Raw genomic sequence first — 17298 nt, 5'->3', positions numbered from 1 at the left:
GGCTTGTATTAGATATATGCTGAAAAAGAATGGAGAGACGTAGCAGTGCTACGTCTCTACAAGGGTTCTGGATAACGCATATTTAATTTCACCAGAGTATATTCGTCCTGGCTTCGCTTATGTGATGTACATTTGGAAAGGGCGAAGTCTGACGATAAGTTTGGAGAAGACAAGAAATCTCCGGCTCCGCACTGGGTGTCTACGCTTATAATTTTTCATGACGATAACTCTGCTGAACAATCGCTATCAAATTATCCAGGTCATCGGTGCTGGTGGGTTTGGCGAAACCTTTCTAGCAGAAGATGTCCACATGCCTTCTCACCGCCGCTGTGTAATCAAGCAACTAAAACCGATAACCAATAATGACCCGCAAACCTACCAACTTATCCAACAACGGTTTGAACGGGAAGCCGCAACCTTAGAGTATTTGGGTGAAAGTAGTCACCAAATTCCCAAACTCTACGCCTACTTTTCTGAGAATGGACAATTTTATCTCGTTCAAGAATGGATTCACGGCCAAACCCTGACAAAAATTGTCGAAGCCAAAGGATTTGAGAGTGAAACTGCTGTTCGGCAAATTCTCTTGAGTCTGCTTTCAGTTTTAGATTATGTTCACAGTAAAGGCATCATTCACCGGGATATCAAGCCAGATAACATTATTCTGCGTTCTGTTGATAACGTGCCAGTTTTGATTGATTTTGGTGCAGTCAAAGAAACAATCCGTTCAGTGGTGAATTCTCCAGGATACCCTACGCGATCGCTCGTTATTGGTACGCCGGGATATATGCCTAGCGAACAAGCCGTTGGCCGCCCAGTTTACGCTACTGATATCTACAGCTTAGGTTTAACGGCAATTTATCTGCTGACTGGCAAACACCCGCAAGAACTAGTAACCGATCTAAAAACTGGGGAAATACTTTGGCAGCAGCACGCCCCTAACGTCTCTTCGCAATTGGCGGCAGTACTCAATCAGGCAATTAAGCCTCATGCTGGCGATCGCTACAGTACTGCCAGTAAAATGCTGTATGCCTTGCAGTCTGCTACTAATATACCTACTGAGTTAACTACAAATACTCCCACAGTTAATTTTTCTCCCAATGCATCGACTCGACAAACTCAGCCATTATATTCTCCGCAAAACAATTCTGCGATTCCAGGGTCTTCGACTCCTAGAAACTGGCAAAAATCTGCTGTGATTATTGGTAGTTTGCTCATAGGCGGGTTGATTGGTGCAGTAGCAATTCCTAGCATCATTCGTCAGCAACAACCAGAAACAAACATTGCCACAAGTCCCACGCCATCGCCAGAATCTTTTCCCACTCCTGCATCTACCGAACCGCCCGTTTCCTCCCAAACTTCTCCAGTTCCAGTTATTCCTAGCTCATCACCACGACAGCGGCCAACCTCTAATCGCCCAGTTGTACCCATACCACAGCCAGAAAAAGAGCCTATAACTTCAGAGACTCCAGCACCGATAGTAGTATCTACACCACAGCCAGAACCAGAGAATGAGGCAAGTGCAGTTCCCACACCAGAAGCGCGTTCTACACCACAAAACAAGCCGCGCAGTAAATTAGCTGTCACTGCTAGCAGACAAAGCGTTCCCGCCTTTCCGACAGGTACAACAAGAAACATTGTAGAAGCTACCCTCGGCAAACCAAATCAAGATTTAAGAGGCGCATGGGGCAACACTCGTGCTGTCGTTTACAAACTTGTGCCAAACAAAATTGACCTTGGCTATTTATTCGATCGTAATTCTAAAACGCTGCGTCAAACTGAGGTATCTTTTGCCCAGTCGGTAGACCTAGAAGTAATGGAAACTACCTTAAATGGAATGTTAGCAGGGCAAGCCACTGAAGAAATTAAGCAGGGACTCAAACAGGTACAACAGCGCCAATCGGATAATTTTAGTTTTAAAAATGGCTCAGTCAAGGGTCAAATTATCCGCCAAGAATGTAATTTTATTTACATCAGCATTTGGGATGCAGATTTACATGATTTTGTAAATCCATCTACAGCCAAACAGTGTTAATTTTCTGGCAAAGACCATTCTCAAAAGTTAGATTTTTGTATCCTACAAGACAGACTCAGTATTCAACATAGTGATTGAAAAACTGACTTTATTCGGCTACAATCAAGATAATTTCAGTCTTCCCAAACACAAAAACCCAATTTTTAGAATTAGTGTATTTGTTTTCTAGATTTTACAACTAAACCCATAAAAACCTGCCTTTCTCATGTCTAATTCCCCATACGCATTTTCAAACTGAGTTTCAAATTCTTAATCTTCATAAAGTTATAAATACCATTATTAAGTTTTTAATAATACTTGTCTCAGCTTGTACATTCATGTCGTAAAGTTCGATTGGAATTGTGTAATCTGAAGACAGCAAAGCTAAATTATTCAATTGAGGTCTGATGACTCCTACAATCATGCGTCAGCTTTGGTCAGTGGTTGAAACCGCTCAAGCCAAGCTCCTTTTACAACTGGATGATGCTAGCTTGGTGCAGTGGTTAGTGAAACAAACCGAAACGCAAGTGTTGTTAGATTCTAACGAAACTGATTTTCTTAGCCACTACATTCAATCTCGACTAGCCCTTATACGCGATCTTGCCCATGAACGCCAATGTTCGTGATGCCTACGGCGGGCTACGCCAACGCAAAATCAAGATAAATAGATTGATCGTCAAGTGTTATTACTGTTGACTATTAGCTTTTTGGGACAAATAACCTTCTACTAAGCAGTCAGAGCCTACTACACGCCAACGAACACGTTCTAAAGACAACGCCTCAGTCATGGTAGTAAAACCTAAATCGCCCACTGGTGTGGGAGCGATACTACCACCAATGATTTTTGGGGCAATAAATGCCAAAACTTTTTGCACTGCTCCTTGAGCGATCGCACTAGCAGCTAAAGTACCACCACACTCCCACAGCACGCTACAAAAACCTCGTTCATATAAGTACGCCATTGCCTTATCCGGCGTAAGTGATGCTAATTCCACTACCTCCACACCCTGTTTGAGCAACAGTTCTTGAAAATCGGGGTTAGCACCCTTCTGTGTCAACACTAAAGTTGGCGCATCCGCAGTTTGCCACAGATGGGCACTTGTCGGTAAGTTAAGATGGCGACTCATCACCACTCGTAGGGGATTATGTGCCCCCACCTGATGGCTGGTTAAGTAAGGATTATCTTGTCGGACTGTATTACCGCCGACAATTATGGCATCACAAGCCGCCCGCACTAGATGTACTTCGCTGCGGGCTTCTTGACTTGTCACCCAAGCGCTATGACCAGAGGTAGTAGCAATTTTGCCATCTAAAGTCATGGCATATTTTAAAATTCCCAAAGGTCGCTTATAGAGAATGCGATGCACAAAAGCTTCATTTAGCTGACGGCAGGCTTCCTCTTCTACTCCAACCAATACTTCGATTCCCGCTGCCCGTAAACGGGCAATACCACCTCCAGCTACCAGTGGATTGGGGTCAACCATACCCACCACTACTTTTGCCACTCCTGCTTGGATCAATCCTTCCGAACAAGGGGGAGTACGTCCGTAGTGATTGCAAGGTTCGAGGCTAACATAGATTGTTGCACCACGAGAGCGATCGCCTGCTTCCCTCAAAGCAAATACTTCTGCATGAGGCTCACCTGCGCGAGGATGAAATCCAACGCCTACAATCTCGCCATCCTTAACAATCACTGCTCCCACTAACGGATTGGGTGAAGTCCGCCCTAAAGCGCGACGGGCAAGTTCCAAACACCGCAGCATCATACGAGAGTCAAAGTCAGTTCCTACCTTTGGCTTTGGTGGTGAATTCGAGCCAGCTGCTGACTCCACTATTGGTGTATTTTCCTGAGTGTAATTTGGTAAGGATGCATCTGCTTGAGCGACCACTGGGAAATTATCCATAATTTTAGGCAACACTGTAAATATTCTGCACGCGATCGCGCAGCCTCTCCACAAGAGAATCGCGCTTTGCTCCTGATAATTAAACAGTAATATCTAGGCGCTATTATTGGCTGTCTCAACTTACATGAGTCTGTAATATTCAGACTTACAGTTCACTGTAGCCTGAATCCATATTGCCAGAGGTTGCCCAAATTCCATAAAGATTTAGGTTACAGGGTACAAAAGATAATTTTCTTTACTGTCACCTGTAACCTATTCCCGCCTCTACTCCTAAATTCTTATACAGACGCGATTAATCGCGTCTCTAACTCCCTTTAACTATTGCTGCAATAATTTCATCCGCTGCCACCAAAGATTCAACGGATAATAGACCACAGGTGCCCACAGACTACTCAGAATGGCAGAGGCAAGAGCAACGCGCTGATAATATGTCCAAATATCTGTCACCTTGCGCTCATTGCCTAGCAAAGTTAATTGCAGCCCAAAGATAGTTTCTGCCAAAACTGCCAAAACAAAGACAATTACGGCAATCGAAATAAAATCTTCTTCGATAAAACGCTGTTTCTGGAGCAGACCAGTTAAAGCCCCCACTATACCTAAACTGATGGCATGAGTGGGGCTAGGTGATGTCATCGAATCTTGAAGTAGCCCCAGAACTATACCTGCTAATGCTCCGGCAAACATCGTGCGCTTCACACTCCAAGCTACCACCCAAATTAATAACCAGTTAGGGCCAATTCCCAACAATTCCATACCTGGGAATCGGGTTGGTAATAATAGTAAACATAACAATACAGAACTAGCCGTCACTATCCAGCCCAACAACTGACGTATACCGGGATGCCAACGAGCAAGCGGCTGAATTCGGAATTTCGATTTTCGCTCTGACGATTTTGGCTTTTTCTGCCTGCTACCACCAAATGCAGGAATCTTCATTTTTCTATGGATTTTTTCAAAGAATTTACTTAGACTTTTGCGGTACTTGATTTGCCGACTCTTGGTTTTCTGGCTTGGGATAAACAGCTACCCAATCGAGAGAGCGGATTGGCGGAAAAAGCTCAATTTTTGCCACTGATGCTGGGAGTTTCTTTAAATCCAGCGACTTAATTCGTCCTACTGCCAAACCAGAGGGAAATTTCTGACTGTAAGTAGATGTGGAAACTAAATCTCCTACTTTGACATTTGGAACTTTTTCATAAAACTCCAATACAGCTTCAGCAGAAGAATCTCCTCGCAAAACGCCTTTAGCTGCTGTGCGGCTAATCGATACACCCACTTGACTTTTGAGATCGCTGATTAACAACACGCGGCTAGTATTAGGAGTTACACTCTCCACCAAACCCACTAATCCGCCTTCTGCCTTGACTACGAAACCTTCCTGAATCCCCGCATTCGCACCGCGATTCAGCGTAACTTGTTGCCACCATTGGTCAGCACTACGTCCTACCACCCGTGCTGGAATTGGTCGTGATGCCAGCGGCTCTTTTTCCACATAGCCTAATAAATCTTGTAACTTTGTCTTTTGACTTTCCAAATCTACTATACGGGTTTGCAATTCCATCATCCGGGCATCTCTGAGACGTTCTTCTGGAGTTGGCCCTGACTGCAACATCTCTAATGGACGAGTAATTGCCTGGTATGTCTCAAGCACTAGTTCACCTTGAGTCTGTCGCAATATCCAAGCACTACCAAGTGCTAAAGCTAACAACCCAATTTGCAACCCTTTACGATCCCACCAACGCCGTATTGTCACCATATATACCTGTATATACTTATATAAATTAAGTTCTACTTGGATTCTATTTATATAGAACCCAAATAGAACTCAAATAGAACTCAATTCTGATATTTTTTTTGTTACATATTGCGAGAGCTTTCGGTAACAACTCGTTCCAACTGTTTAAAGTTTTCTAACACACGACCTGTTCCCAGCACAACACAGCTCAAAGGATCGGCAGCAATATGGGTAATAATCCCTGTCTCATGGCTAATGAGGGTATCTATGCCTTTGAGCAAAGCACCGCCACCGGCTAACATAATACCTCTGTCAATAATGTCTGCTGCCAGTTCTGGCGGTGTGCGTTCTAGTGTCCGCTTCACAGCTTCGATAATTACTGATAGCGGTTCCAACATACTTTCACGGATTTCTGGGGCTTTGATGGTTACAGTTCGCGGTAAACCAGAAAGCAGGTGTAAGCCTCGGACTTCCATCATCGCGTCATTATCATCATTAGTCGGATAGGCAGAACCAAGCCGAATCTTGATTTCCTCGGCAGTACGTTCACCAATGACTAAGTTATGAACTTTCTTAATATACTGAACGATCGCATCAGTCAGTTCATCTCCAGCAATGCGTACTGATTCGCTGATTACCGTACCTTGAAGACTCAGCACTGCAACTTCTGTTGTCCCACCACCAATATCGATGATCATGTTGCCTGTAGCTTCGGCAACAGGTAGTCCTGCACCAATGGCCGCAGCTACAGGCTCATCGATTAAATAGACTTTTCTTGCTCCTGCTTGGTGAGCTGCATCCATCACTGCTCGTCTTTCTACTCCTGTAACGCCACTGGGAATACCAATGACAATTCGGGGTAGGATTAGAGACTTACCTTCATTTACACGCTGAATAAAGCTTTTCAGCATCAGTTCGGCTATATCAAAGTCAGCGATTACACCATCCCGCAAAGGACGCAGAGCAATCACATTTCCCGGTGTGCGACCGAGCATTTTTTTGGCTTCTTCTCCTACTGCTAGTGCAACCTTTTCGTTGACATCGATAGCAACTACAGAAGGTTCTTGTAGTACAATACCCTTACCAGATACATAAACCAGGGTGTTCGCGGTACCGAGGTCGATACCCATATCCCATGAAGTGCGAAAGTTCCTAAAAATACCCACGCGTCTGTAAGCCCCCTATGTGCGATACTTTTTGACTACAACGTTAATAGTTAATTGTGCCGGATTTGATAAAGTTCTAATCCTGAGTTGAGTCAACTAGACTATATTTTTATATGATTCCCAGGAATATTTAGTATGTCTCAAGCCCCGTACTTTTTGATATTCTCTGGTTAGATTAGTATATCCGTATATTTTTATGTGTTTCTCCAAATAGTGTGTATAAATTTTCAAGTCAATTATATTGTTAACTGTTTAACACAATATTTTCAAGTCTTTCACAATTCGCTATGATGAAAGTCGAAATTGCTAAGTACGTTTGTACTGAAAGGTAACGCACATGAGTATTAATATTGTCACTCTTGTTGGTCGTGTCGGTGGCGACCCTGATATAAAATATTTTGAATCCGGTAGTGTGAAGTGTAGATTGACACTCGCGGTAAAAAGGCGCTCGCGCAACAGCGATGAACCTGACTGGTTCACGCTGGAGTTATGGGATAAGACGGCTGAGGTAGCAGGTAATTATGTCCGTAAAGGAAGCTTAATCGGCATCAAAGGTTCCTTAAAGTTTGACACATGGAGCGATCGCCAAACAGGAGCAAACCGCTCTACACCAATTATTAGAGTAGATCAACTAGATTTATTAGGCTCTAAGCGAGATGGAGAAGGCGGTACAGGAGATATGTCTTCAGAACATTTTTAATTAGGCATCCCTTCTCTGCCAGACGCTACGCGTAGCTTGCTTCCCCGGAGGGGTACGGCTCCGCTCATGCCAAGTGGGCATTGATTATTAGTCCTTTGCCCTCACAAATGACAAAGGACTAATGACTCATGACTCATGACAAATGACTAATAACTAATTTGCAGCGTCACCGATGCTTCTACTTGCTGTTCACCACCCACAATAGGGGTGGAAGCATCAGCTGATTTCGCAGCCTCAGCCCGTAAAAACATTGGTGGTGGTGGAGGTGCACTGGCATTATTAACTTGAATGCTGACTATTTCTTTGGATTTAAAACCCAAGGCACTAAAAACGGCATCAGCTTGCTGCCGCGCGTCTTGAGTAGCTTCTTTTAATGCTTGCTTTTGAGCAGCTGCGATCGCTTCATCATTCGCAACAAAACTAATGCCGTTAATTTGTGTTGCACCGGCTTTGACTGCATCATCCAATAATGTCCCAGCTTGTTCAACAGGAATACTAAAACTCACAGTGTTAGTGGCAGCATAGCCTGTAATCCGCTGTACATTATTGGTGTAGCTGTAAACCGGATTGAGACGAATACCGGTAGTTTGTAATTTTTCAACATTTTTGCTCTTGAGAAACGCAACCACCGCCGATGACCTCTGAGCGGCTTCTTGCTGTACCTCTTGGGCTGTTTTCCCTTGAATCTCCACTCCTAAATTGACTTGTGCCAGAGTTGTCGGAATTGTTTCCACTCCGCGACCACTGACACTAAGGGTTCGCCACAATTTATCTTTTTCTTGTGCGAATGCAGGTAGTACAAAAGTTGCACATACAAGCATTGCTAAAGGCAGTATTTTCCACAAGTTTCCCGATGGAAATTGAGAACCGGGTAAAGCGGCTCTAGTCATAATATTTGCACTCCTCAAAGTATCCACAGATGTTTTAAATAAAGGTATGTAGCAATCTTCTGGTGGTCGTTGAGAGCCAACAGCCACCATCAGTTTTTCACAACTCAAGTGCGATCGCTAGATACGATTTGTATGTTCTTACTTTGACACTGCGATCGTCAAAAGCTGAAATGGTTACATTTTTTGAAACTAAAAAAATTACACTAGTACTGCACAGCGTAAATGAAACCTTTACGCCGTATTCATTTTGAATTCGGACTGCTTCACCATAGGATGTTTTTCAGAAACGCGTCAGAATCAAAGAGAAGGATTTTCAGAGAACCTAATGCATTTGTTAGATCCAATCAACTTCTCTTTTCCTCTGCTGGCCAGCGCAACACAAGCCGCAGACAGTTCAATGGTAGTCGAAGCAGTGCTACTAAGCTTAGTAGTCGTTTATCTCGCCAGTAAAGTTGGTGGAGAGTTATCAAACCAAGTGGGTTTGCCGCCTGTCTTAGGTGAACTCGTTGGCGGTGTAGTAGTTGGCATTTCTGTTTTCCACCTTTTGGTATTTCCAGAAGGCGGCACAGACAGTTCTAACTCTTTGATTATGTCCTTCCTTCAAACTACTGCTGGTTTAACGCCTGAAGCCACTCCAGCGGTGTTTGCAGCCCAGTCCGAGGTCATTTCCGTTCTGGCAGAATTGGGTGTGATTATTCTGCTGTTTGAAATCGGCTTGGAGTCGAATTTAAAAGATTTAATGGCAGTTGGTATCCAAGCCACTGTTGTCGCAGTAGTTGGGGTAGTAGTACCCTTTGCGGCTGGTACTGTGGGGCTGATGACTTTGTTTGGGATTGGGGCTGTACCCGCAATTTTTGCAGGGGCGGCTTTGACTGCTACTAGTATTGGTATTACTTCCAAAGTTCTTTCAGAACTGGGGCGACTCAATTCTAAAGAAGGGCAGATTATTTTGGGTGCTGCTGTAATTGATGACGTACTAGGGATCATCGTTTTAGCGGTAGTTGCCAGTTTAGCTAAAGACGGCGTGGTGGATGTCAGCAAAGTCATTTATTTGATTATCAGTGCCACTGGTTTTATTTTGGGAGCAATCCTACTAGGCAATGTTTTCAATAAGTCCTTTGTAGCGATCGCCGATCAACTAAAAACACGCGGTGGACTGGTAATCCCAGCATTCATTTTCGCTTTTGCGATGGCATACCTTGCCGCCGTCATCCACTTAGAAGCAATTCTGGGAGCTTTTGCAGCTGGTTTAGTTCTAGAAGAAACAGATAAGCGTAAAGAACTGCAAAGGCAAGTCTGTCCCATTGCTGATATGTTAGTCCCAATTTTCTTTGTGACTGTTGGGGCAAAAACCGATTTGGGAGTGTTAAACCCAGCAATTCCCGACAATCGAGAAGGTCTAATTATGGCAACTTTCCTGATTACAGTAGCCATTCTCGGTAAAGTAATCACAGGTTTAAGCGTGTTTGGTCAACCGGAAATCAACCGTTTAGCGATCGGTGTGGGGATGATTCCTAGAGGCGAAGTTGGGTTAGTGTTTGCTGGTGTCGGCGCTGCCAGTGGCGCTCTCTCGAAACCATTAGGGGCAGCAATTATCATGATGGTTATCTTGACAACCTTTTTAGCTCCTCCATTGTTACGATTTGTGTTTCCAGACCCAAAAACCGTGGACGGAAGCTCAGAGCAACTAATTTTAGACGGTTCCTCTGGGACTTCGTTGGTAATTGAAACACCTCAGTCGAGGGTGCCAGCATCAAATGACAGCAGCAATTTGGGAGTAACTCCAGATTCTGGCGATCGTTAATTATTGCAAATGGGGAATGGGGAATTGGGCATTGAGCATTGGGAAGAGATAAGGAAGAAACGTTGTTCAATATAATCTCCCCTGCCCCTGTGCCCCTCTGCTCCTCTTCTCCCCTGCCCCAATTGTGCAGTGGAAACTTCTATCCTCAAATCTCCGTCCCGTGTGATTGTAGAATAATCATTTGTTTATAATTTCTACCAGCCTTCAGAATGTTACTTAATTTCTAGTTTCCCTCGGCTTGTGAGCCTTTATCTGAATATTTTCCAGATAATCAGGGAATAACACTCATAAATCTTGCTAGATCGTTTGACAGTAATGGGAATTATTTACTCAGTGCATCGATGGCAACAAAGAACAAACACTTATCAGTAAACAGCTATCAATTATCAGTTTTCTAGCTTTATTGGGAGTCAAAGTTCTCCACCTGTAAAGGTGGAAGGTTTCGCATGGGGATTTAAACTTAATTTGAAACCCGATCGATGATTTAAGTGTGTCTAAATACTGGCTTAAAAATCAAACAAGGGATTCAGAAGTCAAGTTTAGGTGGTGATGGTGTGATGATGATTTACCAATGAGTTGAGATATTGACGGCTCCCATGAATGTGAATTAGGAGAAAGGACTGTGAAATTACATTGGTTACTAGCCAGCACTATTGGAACTATCTTCATGCTATCGTCGCCAGCAATGGCCGCGAGACTTGAATCTTGGCGCTTTGATGCCAATCAAAATAGGCTGGAAATTAATACTGTGGGAGCAGTTCAACCCCAAGCACAACTAATTTTCAACCCAACTCGGCTGGTAATTGATTTGCCGGGAACTACATTTGGTCGTCCGCAGTTAACCCAACAGGTGGGTGGTGGAATTCGCTCAATCCGTGTTGGACAGTTTGATGTAGATACAACACGCATAGTTGTCGAACTTACTCCTGGTTACAGTTTAGACCCCAAACGGGTGAAATTTGTTGGTACAAGTGGCGATCGCTGGACGGTGCAATTACCTACGCCAGAAGTCGAAAAAGTAGCTTCATCTCCTAGAAGTGCTTACAGTGTAGTTACCCCAGACTCAGAACGTCAATCTAATATTTCAAGGGTTGCTACTACTACACGAGGGGCAACTCAAATTGAAAACTTACAAGTGACAGGTGATGGGTTGTTCATTCGCACCAGTGGTGGTAATACGCCGATTCAGGTAATTCGCAGCCGCGATCGCGCTACCATCTTCCTAGATATCTCTGGTGCATCTTTATCACCACGTCTGACGCAGCAGAGTAATATACCCGTTAACAAACATGGTATTCGCCGCGTCGAATTTACCTCATTGCAAACCCAACCTCCTGGTGTCCGCCTAACTTTGCGGGTAGATAAAAATAGCCCAGATTGGCGAGCAAGTAATAGTAACGATGGTGGTTTGATAGTTCTACCTAGTCGGGTTGTCAGATTGCCTGGAAGTAATAATTCGGATAATCAGTCAGAAGCTGTTTCCTTTCCCAATAGACCATCTGCCAATAACTCGCCAGCAACAATTGAATCTGTGCAACTTGCCGATAATGGCAAACAACTGCTAATTAGAGGCAACCAACCTTTATCTGCTACGGGAACCTGGGATAGATCCTTAGGTATTTTCCGCGTCACAATTACCAATGCCAAGTTAGCTCCCAGAGTTACAGGGCCTACTTTTGCTCCCAATAGCCCCATTCTTCGGGTACGTCTGCAACCTCAAGCATCCAATACAGTGGTTGTTTTAGTTCAACCCGCAGGAGGAGTGCAAATTGGGCAACCCCAGCAAATCGGCGACCAGCTTTTGGCTCTACCAATCCAAGGTTCTCGGCGAGTTGTCACCCTCCCCGGAAGACCACCCTTTGCTTTACCTGGGCTACCACCGCCGAACCGCGGGCCATTCCCTGACCCAAACAATCCAAATCCTCAACCCTTAAGACAACCACAGCGCCGAGTTACCAATGGGCGAGTGGTAGTTATTATTGACCCCGGACATGGTGGTAAAGACTCAGGAGCGCTTGGCATTGGGGGGGCACGCGAAAAAGATGTTATCTTGCCTATTGGTAAGAGACTTGCTGAGATTTTGCAGCAAAATGGCGTACAGGTTATTATGACGCGGGATTCTGACTATTTTGTTACCCTTCCAGGACGGGTGCAATTAGCAGAACGAGCTAATGCTGATGTATTTGTTAGCATTCACGCTAATTCAGCAGGTGCTAGTCGTCCCGATGTTAATGGCTTGGAAACGTATTATTACGACAGTGGTTTGAGTCTAGCTCGCATTGTCCATAACAGCATTCTCCAAAGCCTGAATGTCAAAGATAGGGGAGTGCGGCGAGCCAGATTTTATGTCCTCAGAAAAAGTTCTATGCCCTCCATTCTTGTGGAAACGGGTTATATGACTGGTCGACAGGATATGGCTAGGCTCAGAACTTCAGCTTACCAAAATCAAATGGCAGAAGCGATCGCTCGTGGCGTTCTTCAGTATCTAAAGAGAAGATAAGTAATTTAGCCTAAATTTCTAAATTGTTGAGTAAGTACATCTAATCTTTATCATTTTTATCCAATTTAGTAGTAAAACAATTTAAGTATTCTTGCGGCGGAATAAGAGTAGCTTCTTTGTTATTGTCATTTGATACTTTGCAATTCAACAAATTTTGGATTTTAGACTGTCCTGCGGAACGCTATGCGTAGCTTGCTTCTTTGGAGGGTACGGCTACACTCAGTCGAACAATTTTGGATTTTGGATTTGTATCACCTACAACAGGTGTTAGTGTAGCAAGACCCTAGTCTGGCAGAAAACTAAAATCGGGAATCTAAAATCTAAAATTGGCAGTCAAATTTATATAGGCTAATGGCATGGCAAAATCAGAGGAGCGTGCTATATTTTACGCCATTAGCTGTGTCTTAATAACAGCGCAAAACTCAAGTGTGCGCGGTGACGGTGTGAGGATTAGCCAATATGTTGAGATGTTGACGGCTCCCATAAATGTGAATCAGGAGAAAAGACTGTGAAATTACGCTGGTTACTATCCAGTACTATTGGAACCATCTTCATGCTATCGTCGCCGGCAATGGCCGCGAGACTTGAATCTTGGCGTTTTGATGCTAATCAAAACAAGCTGGAAATTAATACTCAAGGAGATGTTCAACCTCAAGCACAATTAATTTTTAACCCGACTCGTCTGGTAATTGATTTACCAGGAACCACATTTGGCCGCCCGCAGCTAACCCAACAAGTGGGCGGTGCAATTCGTTCGATTCGTGTTGGGCAGTTTGACGAACAAACAACGCGTATAGTTGTTGAACTAACTCCTGGTTATAATTTAGACCCAAAACGAGTGCAATTTCTAGGTACAACTGGCGATCGCTGGACAGTGCAATTACCTACGCCAGAAGCCGACAATGTACCGACAAGAAACACTGAAGGGCAACCAGAACAAGCTATAGCCACTGATACTTTACCTAGAACATCTACACAAACATTTCCCCCAAGGAATATTTACAATGTGGTGACAAGCGGCTCTGTAAATCCACGGAACAACAGAATGCTTGTCGCCAAAGTTACTCAAATTGAGAACTTACAAGTCACTGGTGATGGTTTTTTTGTCCGTACCAATGGTGGTAATCCTCAGATTCAGGTAAATCGTAGCAACGATCAAAAGGCAATTAACATCGACATTGCTGGCGCAACTCTATCACCAAGTTTAGAGCAGCGAGATTTGTCAATTAATCGCTATGGTGTTAGCCGTATCCAGTTCACCCAGCTGCAAACCAGCCCATCTGTTGTTCGCCTGACTTTACAAGTGGATGAAAATAGTCCAAATTGGCGAGCAACCACTAGCAGTGTTGGTGGTTTTGTGGTTCTACCCAGTCGTGGAGTCGCCCAGCTGCCTGGAGGTAATAGTCCGCGTCCCATAGCACCAAGTAACACGCCTGCTAACATTCAGTCTGTGCAACTGGCTAATAATGGTACACAACTGCTAATTCGAGCCGACCAAACTTTATCTGCTACAGGCGGCTGGGATAGAACCTCTGGTCTGTTCCGCATCACTATTAACAATGCTAAGTTAGCTCCCAAAGTCACAGGTCCGACTTTTAATCCTAATAGCCCGATTTTGCGGGTACGCCTGCAACCACAAGAATCCAACACTGTCACCGTCTTGGTTCAACCAGCCGCTGGAGTACAAATTGGGGAACTCAACCAGGTTGGCGACCAGCTTTTAGCTTTAGAATTACGACGCTCTAGTAGCAGCATCACACCGCCCATTGCTTTACCTCCCCTGCCATTACCAGACCAAGGTCAATTACCAAATCCCATAGATAATCCCCGTCCAATCTCCCAGTCACAGCCACGCCCCTCAGCTCCCAGAGGGAAATTGCTAGTAGTTATTGACCCAGGACATGGTGGAAAAGACTCAGGTGCCCCTGGTCTAGGGGGACTTTTAGAAAAGGATGTAATTCTGCCTATTGGGAAAAGGGTAGGAGCAATTTTAGAGCAAAACGGTGTACAAGCTGTACTCACGCGGGATGCCGACTTTTTTGTAGAACTTCAGGGACGAGTAGATATTGCCAAGCGAGTTAACGCGACTTTGTTTGTAAGCATTCACGCTAATTCCGTTGATAATCGCCCTGATGTCAATGGCTTAGAAGTCTATTATTACGAGAGCGGTTATGGTCTGGCTGAAGTAGTTCGTAAAACCATTCTCCAGGACATCGGCACTATTAAAGACCGGGGAACTCGCAAAGCCAGATTCTATGTTCTGAGAAAAAGCTCCATGCCTTCAATTTTGGTAGAAACAGGCTATATGACTGGTTACGAGGATAATCCCAGATTGGGAACACGAGAATATCAAAATCGGATGGCAGAAGCGATTGCTCGTGGCATTCTAAAATACTTACAGCAGAGGTAATATAGTACAAATTACTAATTAAAGAGGTGGTATTTAAACTTCTTTTACGCGCAGAATTTAGTGGTCAAATTGGAGATTGTCTGCTAAATTCTGTATTTTAAATCCCAAAACCTAAATATATATCTGCCTGTGTATTCATCTTCCATTTTTGAAGGGAATCTTGACGATTTTTCCGATCGAGAACCCCAACGTGCCCCAATTGGCATCTTTGATAGTGGTGTGGGTGGGCTAACAGTACTGCGACAAATATATCGACAACTCCCCAATGAATCAATTGTTTACTTTGGGGATACAGCTAGACTTCCTTACGGAATTCGTTCACAAGCAGAAATTTTACGATTTACACGTGAAATTATTACCTGGCTACAACAGCAGCAGGTAAAAATGGTAATTATGGCTTGCAACACCAGTTCTGCTTTAGCCTTAGAAATCGTGCGTCAAGAATTCACCATACCCATTTTGGGAGTAATCCTACCGGGTGCAAAAGCTGCGGTGCAGCAAGGAAAGCGGATTGGTGTAATTGCCACTCCAGCTACGGCTAAAAGTAATGCTTATAAGCACGCCATACTCGAAATTGCTCCTGATGTCCAAGTCTGGCAAGTTGGATGTCCAGAGTTTGTGCCACTCATTGAGCAAAACCGCATTCACGATCCTTACACTGCGGAAGTGGCAAGAGCCTACCTAGAGCCTTTATTAGAGCAAGAAATTGACACCTTAGTTCACGGCTGTACCCATTATCCACACCTTACACCAGTACTGCGATCGCTCCTCCCCTCTCAAGTCCAGTTGGTCGATCCAGCTGTTCATGTTGTGGCGGCTTGTGCCCAAGAACTAGACTTACTAGGCTTAAGAAATACTCATCTACCATTACCAACTCGCTTCGCCGTCAGCGGTTGTCCGCAACAGTTTTCCCAGTCAGGAGTGCAGTGGCTAGGCTATACCCCAATGGTTGAAGAGGTTTCCTTCACTGATATAGCTATTTCCCAACTCCAATAAAACTAATTAGTCCGTAGTCCATCGTCCTTAGTCATTTATCGAAACAAATGACGAAGGACGATGGACAAATGACTATTGACTATTAACTGATATCTCCTGCTTGCGTTTTCCTTCGGTAGATGAAGGGAAACTTGTAGGAACAGTCTTTGTACCCGTTCGCTTGGCCAGTGCTAATAACAGGTAGACTGTGAACAAATATCCAGAGGCTAAAATAAAAATCATCATAGGTATACTTCCGTAAATCATTGTTCTACTAGCACCCTTCTAAACGAATATAAAATTCCATAAAATTAGTAGAACCTCAGCCAAACAAGTGCATTCTTGATGACTGTAGTTTCCTATGGTAAAATTACCTATAGAGATAAAATCCTCTACGGACAAAGAATTTATGAGCTAATGCGACTTCTTGCAGACCATAGATCCCACAGCAGTTAGCTTGCCGTTTAGCAATCTAAAACTACGATTCTCAGCGGTCTACTCGATCTGCTTTATTTTTGCTCAAACTGCTGTGAAAAGAGCAATGCTTGCGCTCTACGTGCGCGGAGTACGTGTAGCGGCTTCCCATAGGGATATCACACAGCTCCAAACCAGGAGTTTTGCCTATCGTAGGAAAAATTAAAGAATTTATTCCTTTAATCTAACCGACGAATATTTATTTTAGACTCACAACACCAACTCAGTAAAATCAACTAGTAGCTGACTTAACCTTTGGGTGTGAATATCTTACAAAATTTAAAATTCCTATATTTTAGCGTAACACAACGACCCTGAATTTTGAGCTTATTCGGCTGCTAAATTTCAAATTTTTTGAAGAGCTACACCTTAATCTGGAGAAATTTAGCCTTACCTCTTGGTTACTAATTTAAATCGCTTCGTTTTTGTCAATAAGTAATATTGCTTAAACTATCTTGAGAACTGTGGCAAGAAAGGTAAGATGAGAAACTACTTAACACAATTTAATCTTATATTTATCCCTTATACTGAGAATTCATGTTTTAAGTTAGTTTAAAGTTTCAGTAGCCACAAGTTAAGTATAATTGCTTATTGACAGAAGCCTTAGTAACCCTAATTATCACCCATAGACTCATAAAAATGGGATTACCTTATGAAAACTTTGCGCTGGCACAGGGTTATCTTAAAATGAGTATAGGATATGTAAACTTTCGTAACCTAAGTCAGAGT

14 protein-coding genes are annotated in these 17298 nt (G+C 43.7%); 8 read left to right on the top strand and 6 right to left on the bottom strand.

Annotated elements, in window-relative coordinates; translation table 11 throughout:
* Positions 1-217 precede the first annotated feature (217 nt).
* Together V7K53_RS17150 and V7K53_RS17145 are read left to right on the top strand one after the other, a co-directional pair.
* Positions 218-2032 (top strand): protein kinase domain-containing protein, encoded by a 1815-nt coding sequence (locus tag V7K53_RS17150; protein WP_335198680.1) that lies wholly within the window; start codon positions 218-220, stop codon positions 2030-2032.
* A 386-nt stretch (positions 2033-2418) separates the two neighbouring features.
* A complete protein-coding gene (locus V7K53_RS17145) occupies positions 2419-2637 on the top strand; it encodes a hypothetical protein (RefSeq protein WP_292740664.1) in 219 nt (72 codons plus the stop codon).
* A 60-nt stretch (positions 2638-2697) separates the two neighbouring features.
* On the opposite strand, the gene ribD is transcribed toward V7K53_RS17145, so the two are convergent.
* From ribD to V7K53_RS17125, 4 genes are all read right to left on the bottom strand, one after another.
* The gene (gene ribD / locus V7K53_RS17140; RefSeq protein WP_335198692.1) at positions 2698-3915 is read right to left on the bottom strand and encodes a bifunctional diaminohydroxyphosphoribosylaminopyrimidine deaminase/5-amino-6-(5-phosphoribosylamino)uracil reductase RibD; all 1218 of its coding nucleotides are present in this window, start codon (positions 3913-3915) and stop codon (positions 2698-2700) included.
* A 318-nt stretch (positions 3916-4233) separates the two neighbouring features.
* Positions 4234-4851, bottom strand: coding sequence for a rod shape-determining protein MreD (gene mreD / locus V7K53_RS17135; protein WP_335198679.1), 618 nt, complete (start codon positions 4849-4851; stop codon positions 4234-4236).
* Positions 4852-4876: 25 nt separating this feature from the next.
* Positions 4877-5671, bottom strand: coding sequence for a rod shape-determining protein MreC (gene mreC / locus V7K53_RS17130; protein WP_335198678.1), 795 nt, complete (start codon positions 5669-5671; stop codon positions 4877-4879).
* A gap of 101 nt (positions 5672-5772) precedes the next feature.
* Positions 5773-6780 (bottom strand): rod shape-determining protein, encoded by a 1008-nt coding sequence (locus tag V7K53_RS17125; RefSeq protein WP_194040314.1) that lies wholly within the window; start codon positions 6778-6780, stop codon positions 5773-5775.
* Positions 6781-7153: 373 nt separating this feature from the next.
* Here V7K53_RS17125 and V7K53_RS17120 point away from each other — a divergent pair, with 373 nt between their 5' ends.
* Positions 7154-7516, top strand: a complete 363-nt coding sequence (locus V7K53_RS17120; protein ID WP_069071395.1) for a single-stranded DNA-binding protein — start codon at positions 7154-7156, stop codon at positions 7514-7516.
* Positions 7517-7662: 146 nt separating this feature from the next.
* Here V7K53_RS17120 and V7K53_RS17115 read toward each other — a convergent pair whose 3' ends face one another.
* Entirely contained in the window at positions 7663-8406 is a 744-nt protein-coding gene (locus tag V7K53_RS17115; RefSeq protein ID WP_335198691.1) for an SIMPL domain-containing protein, read from the bottom strand.
* Positions 8407-8731: 325 nt separating this feature from the next.
* Between V7K53_RS17115 and V7K53_RS17110 the strand changes: the two genes are divergently transcribed.
* The 5 genes from V7K53_RS17110 (at position 8732) to murI (ending at position 16116) form a co-directional block, all read left to right on the top strand.
* Entirely contained in the window at positions 8732-10210 is a 1479-nt protein-coding gene (locus V7K53_RS17110) for a cation:proton antiporter (protein ID WP_335198677.1), read from the top strand.
* A 622-nt stretch (positions 10211-10832) separates the two neighbouring features.
* Positions 10833-12710: an N-acetylmuramoyl-L-alanine amidase gene (locus tag V7K53_RS17105; protein ID WP_335198676.1), complete on the top strand. Its 1878-nt coding sequence runs from the start codon at positions 10833-10835 to the stop codon at positions 12708-12710.
* A gap of 356 nt (positions 12711-13066) precedes the next feature.
* Positions 13067-13222 (top strand): hypothetical protein, encoded by a 156-nt coding sequence (locus tag V7K53_RS17100; protein WP_322690425.1) that lies wholly within the window; start codon positions 13067-13069, stop codon positions 13220-13222.
* Entirely contained in the window at positions 13219-15120 is a 1902-nt protein-coding gene (locus V7K53_RS17095; protein WP_335198675.1) for an N-acetylmuramoyl-L-alanine amidase, read from the top strand. Before V7K53_RS17100 ends, V7K53_RS17095 begins: the two co-directional genes overlap by 4 nt.
* A 129-nt stretch (positions 15121-15249) precedes the next feature.
* Positions 15250-16116 carry a glutamate racemase gene (murI, locus tag V7K53_RS17090; RefSeq protein WP_335198674.1) on the top strand — a complete coding sequence of 289 codons (867 nt, stop codon included), beginning with the start codon at positions 15250-15252 and terminating at the stop codon, positions 16114-16116.
* 72 nt (positions 16117-16188) lie between these two features.
* Here the strand turns inward: murI and V7K53_RS17085 are convergent, their stop codons facing one another.
* Positions 16189-16341 (bottom strand): hypothetical protein, encoded by a 153-nt coding sequence (locus V7K53_RS17085; RefSeq protein WP_257236030.1) that lies wholly within the window; start codon positions 16339-16341, stop codon positions 16189-16191.
* Between the last annotated feature and the right edge of the window lie 957 nt (positions 16342-17298).

The sequence above is a fragment of the Nostoc sp. genome, assembly GCF_036917355.1.
Classification (GTDB): domain Bacteria; phylum Cyanobacteriota; class Cyanobacteriia; order Cyanobacteriales; family Nostocaceae; genus Nostoc.
Note: the sequence above shows the minus strand (reverse complement) of the source record. Positions and strands in the feature narration are given on the sequence as shown.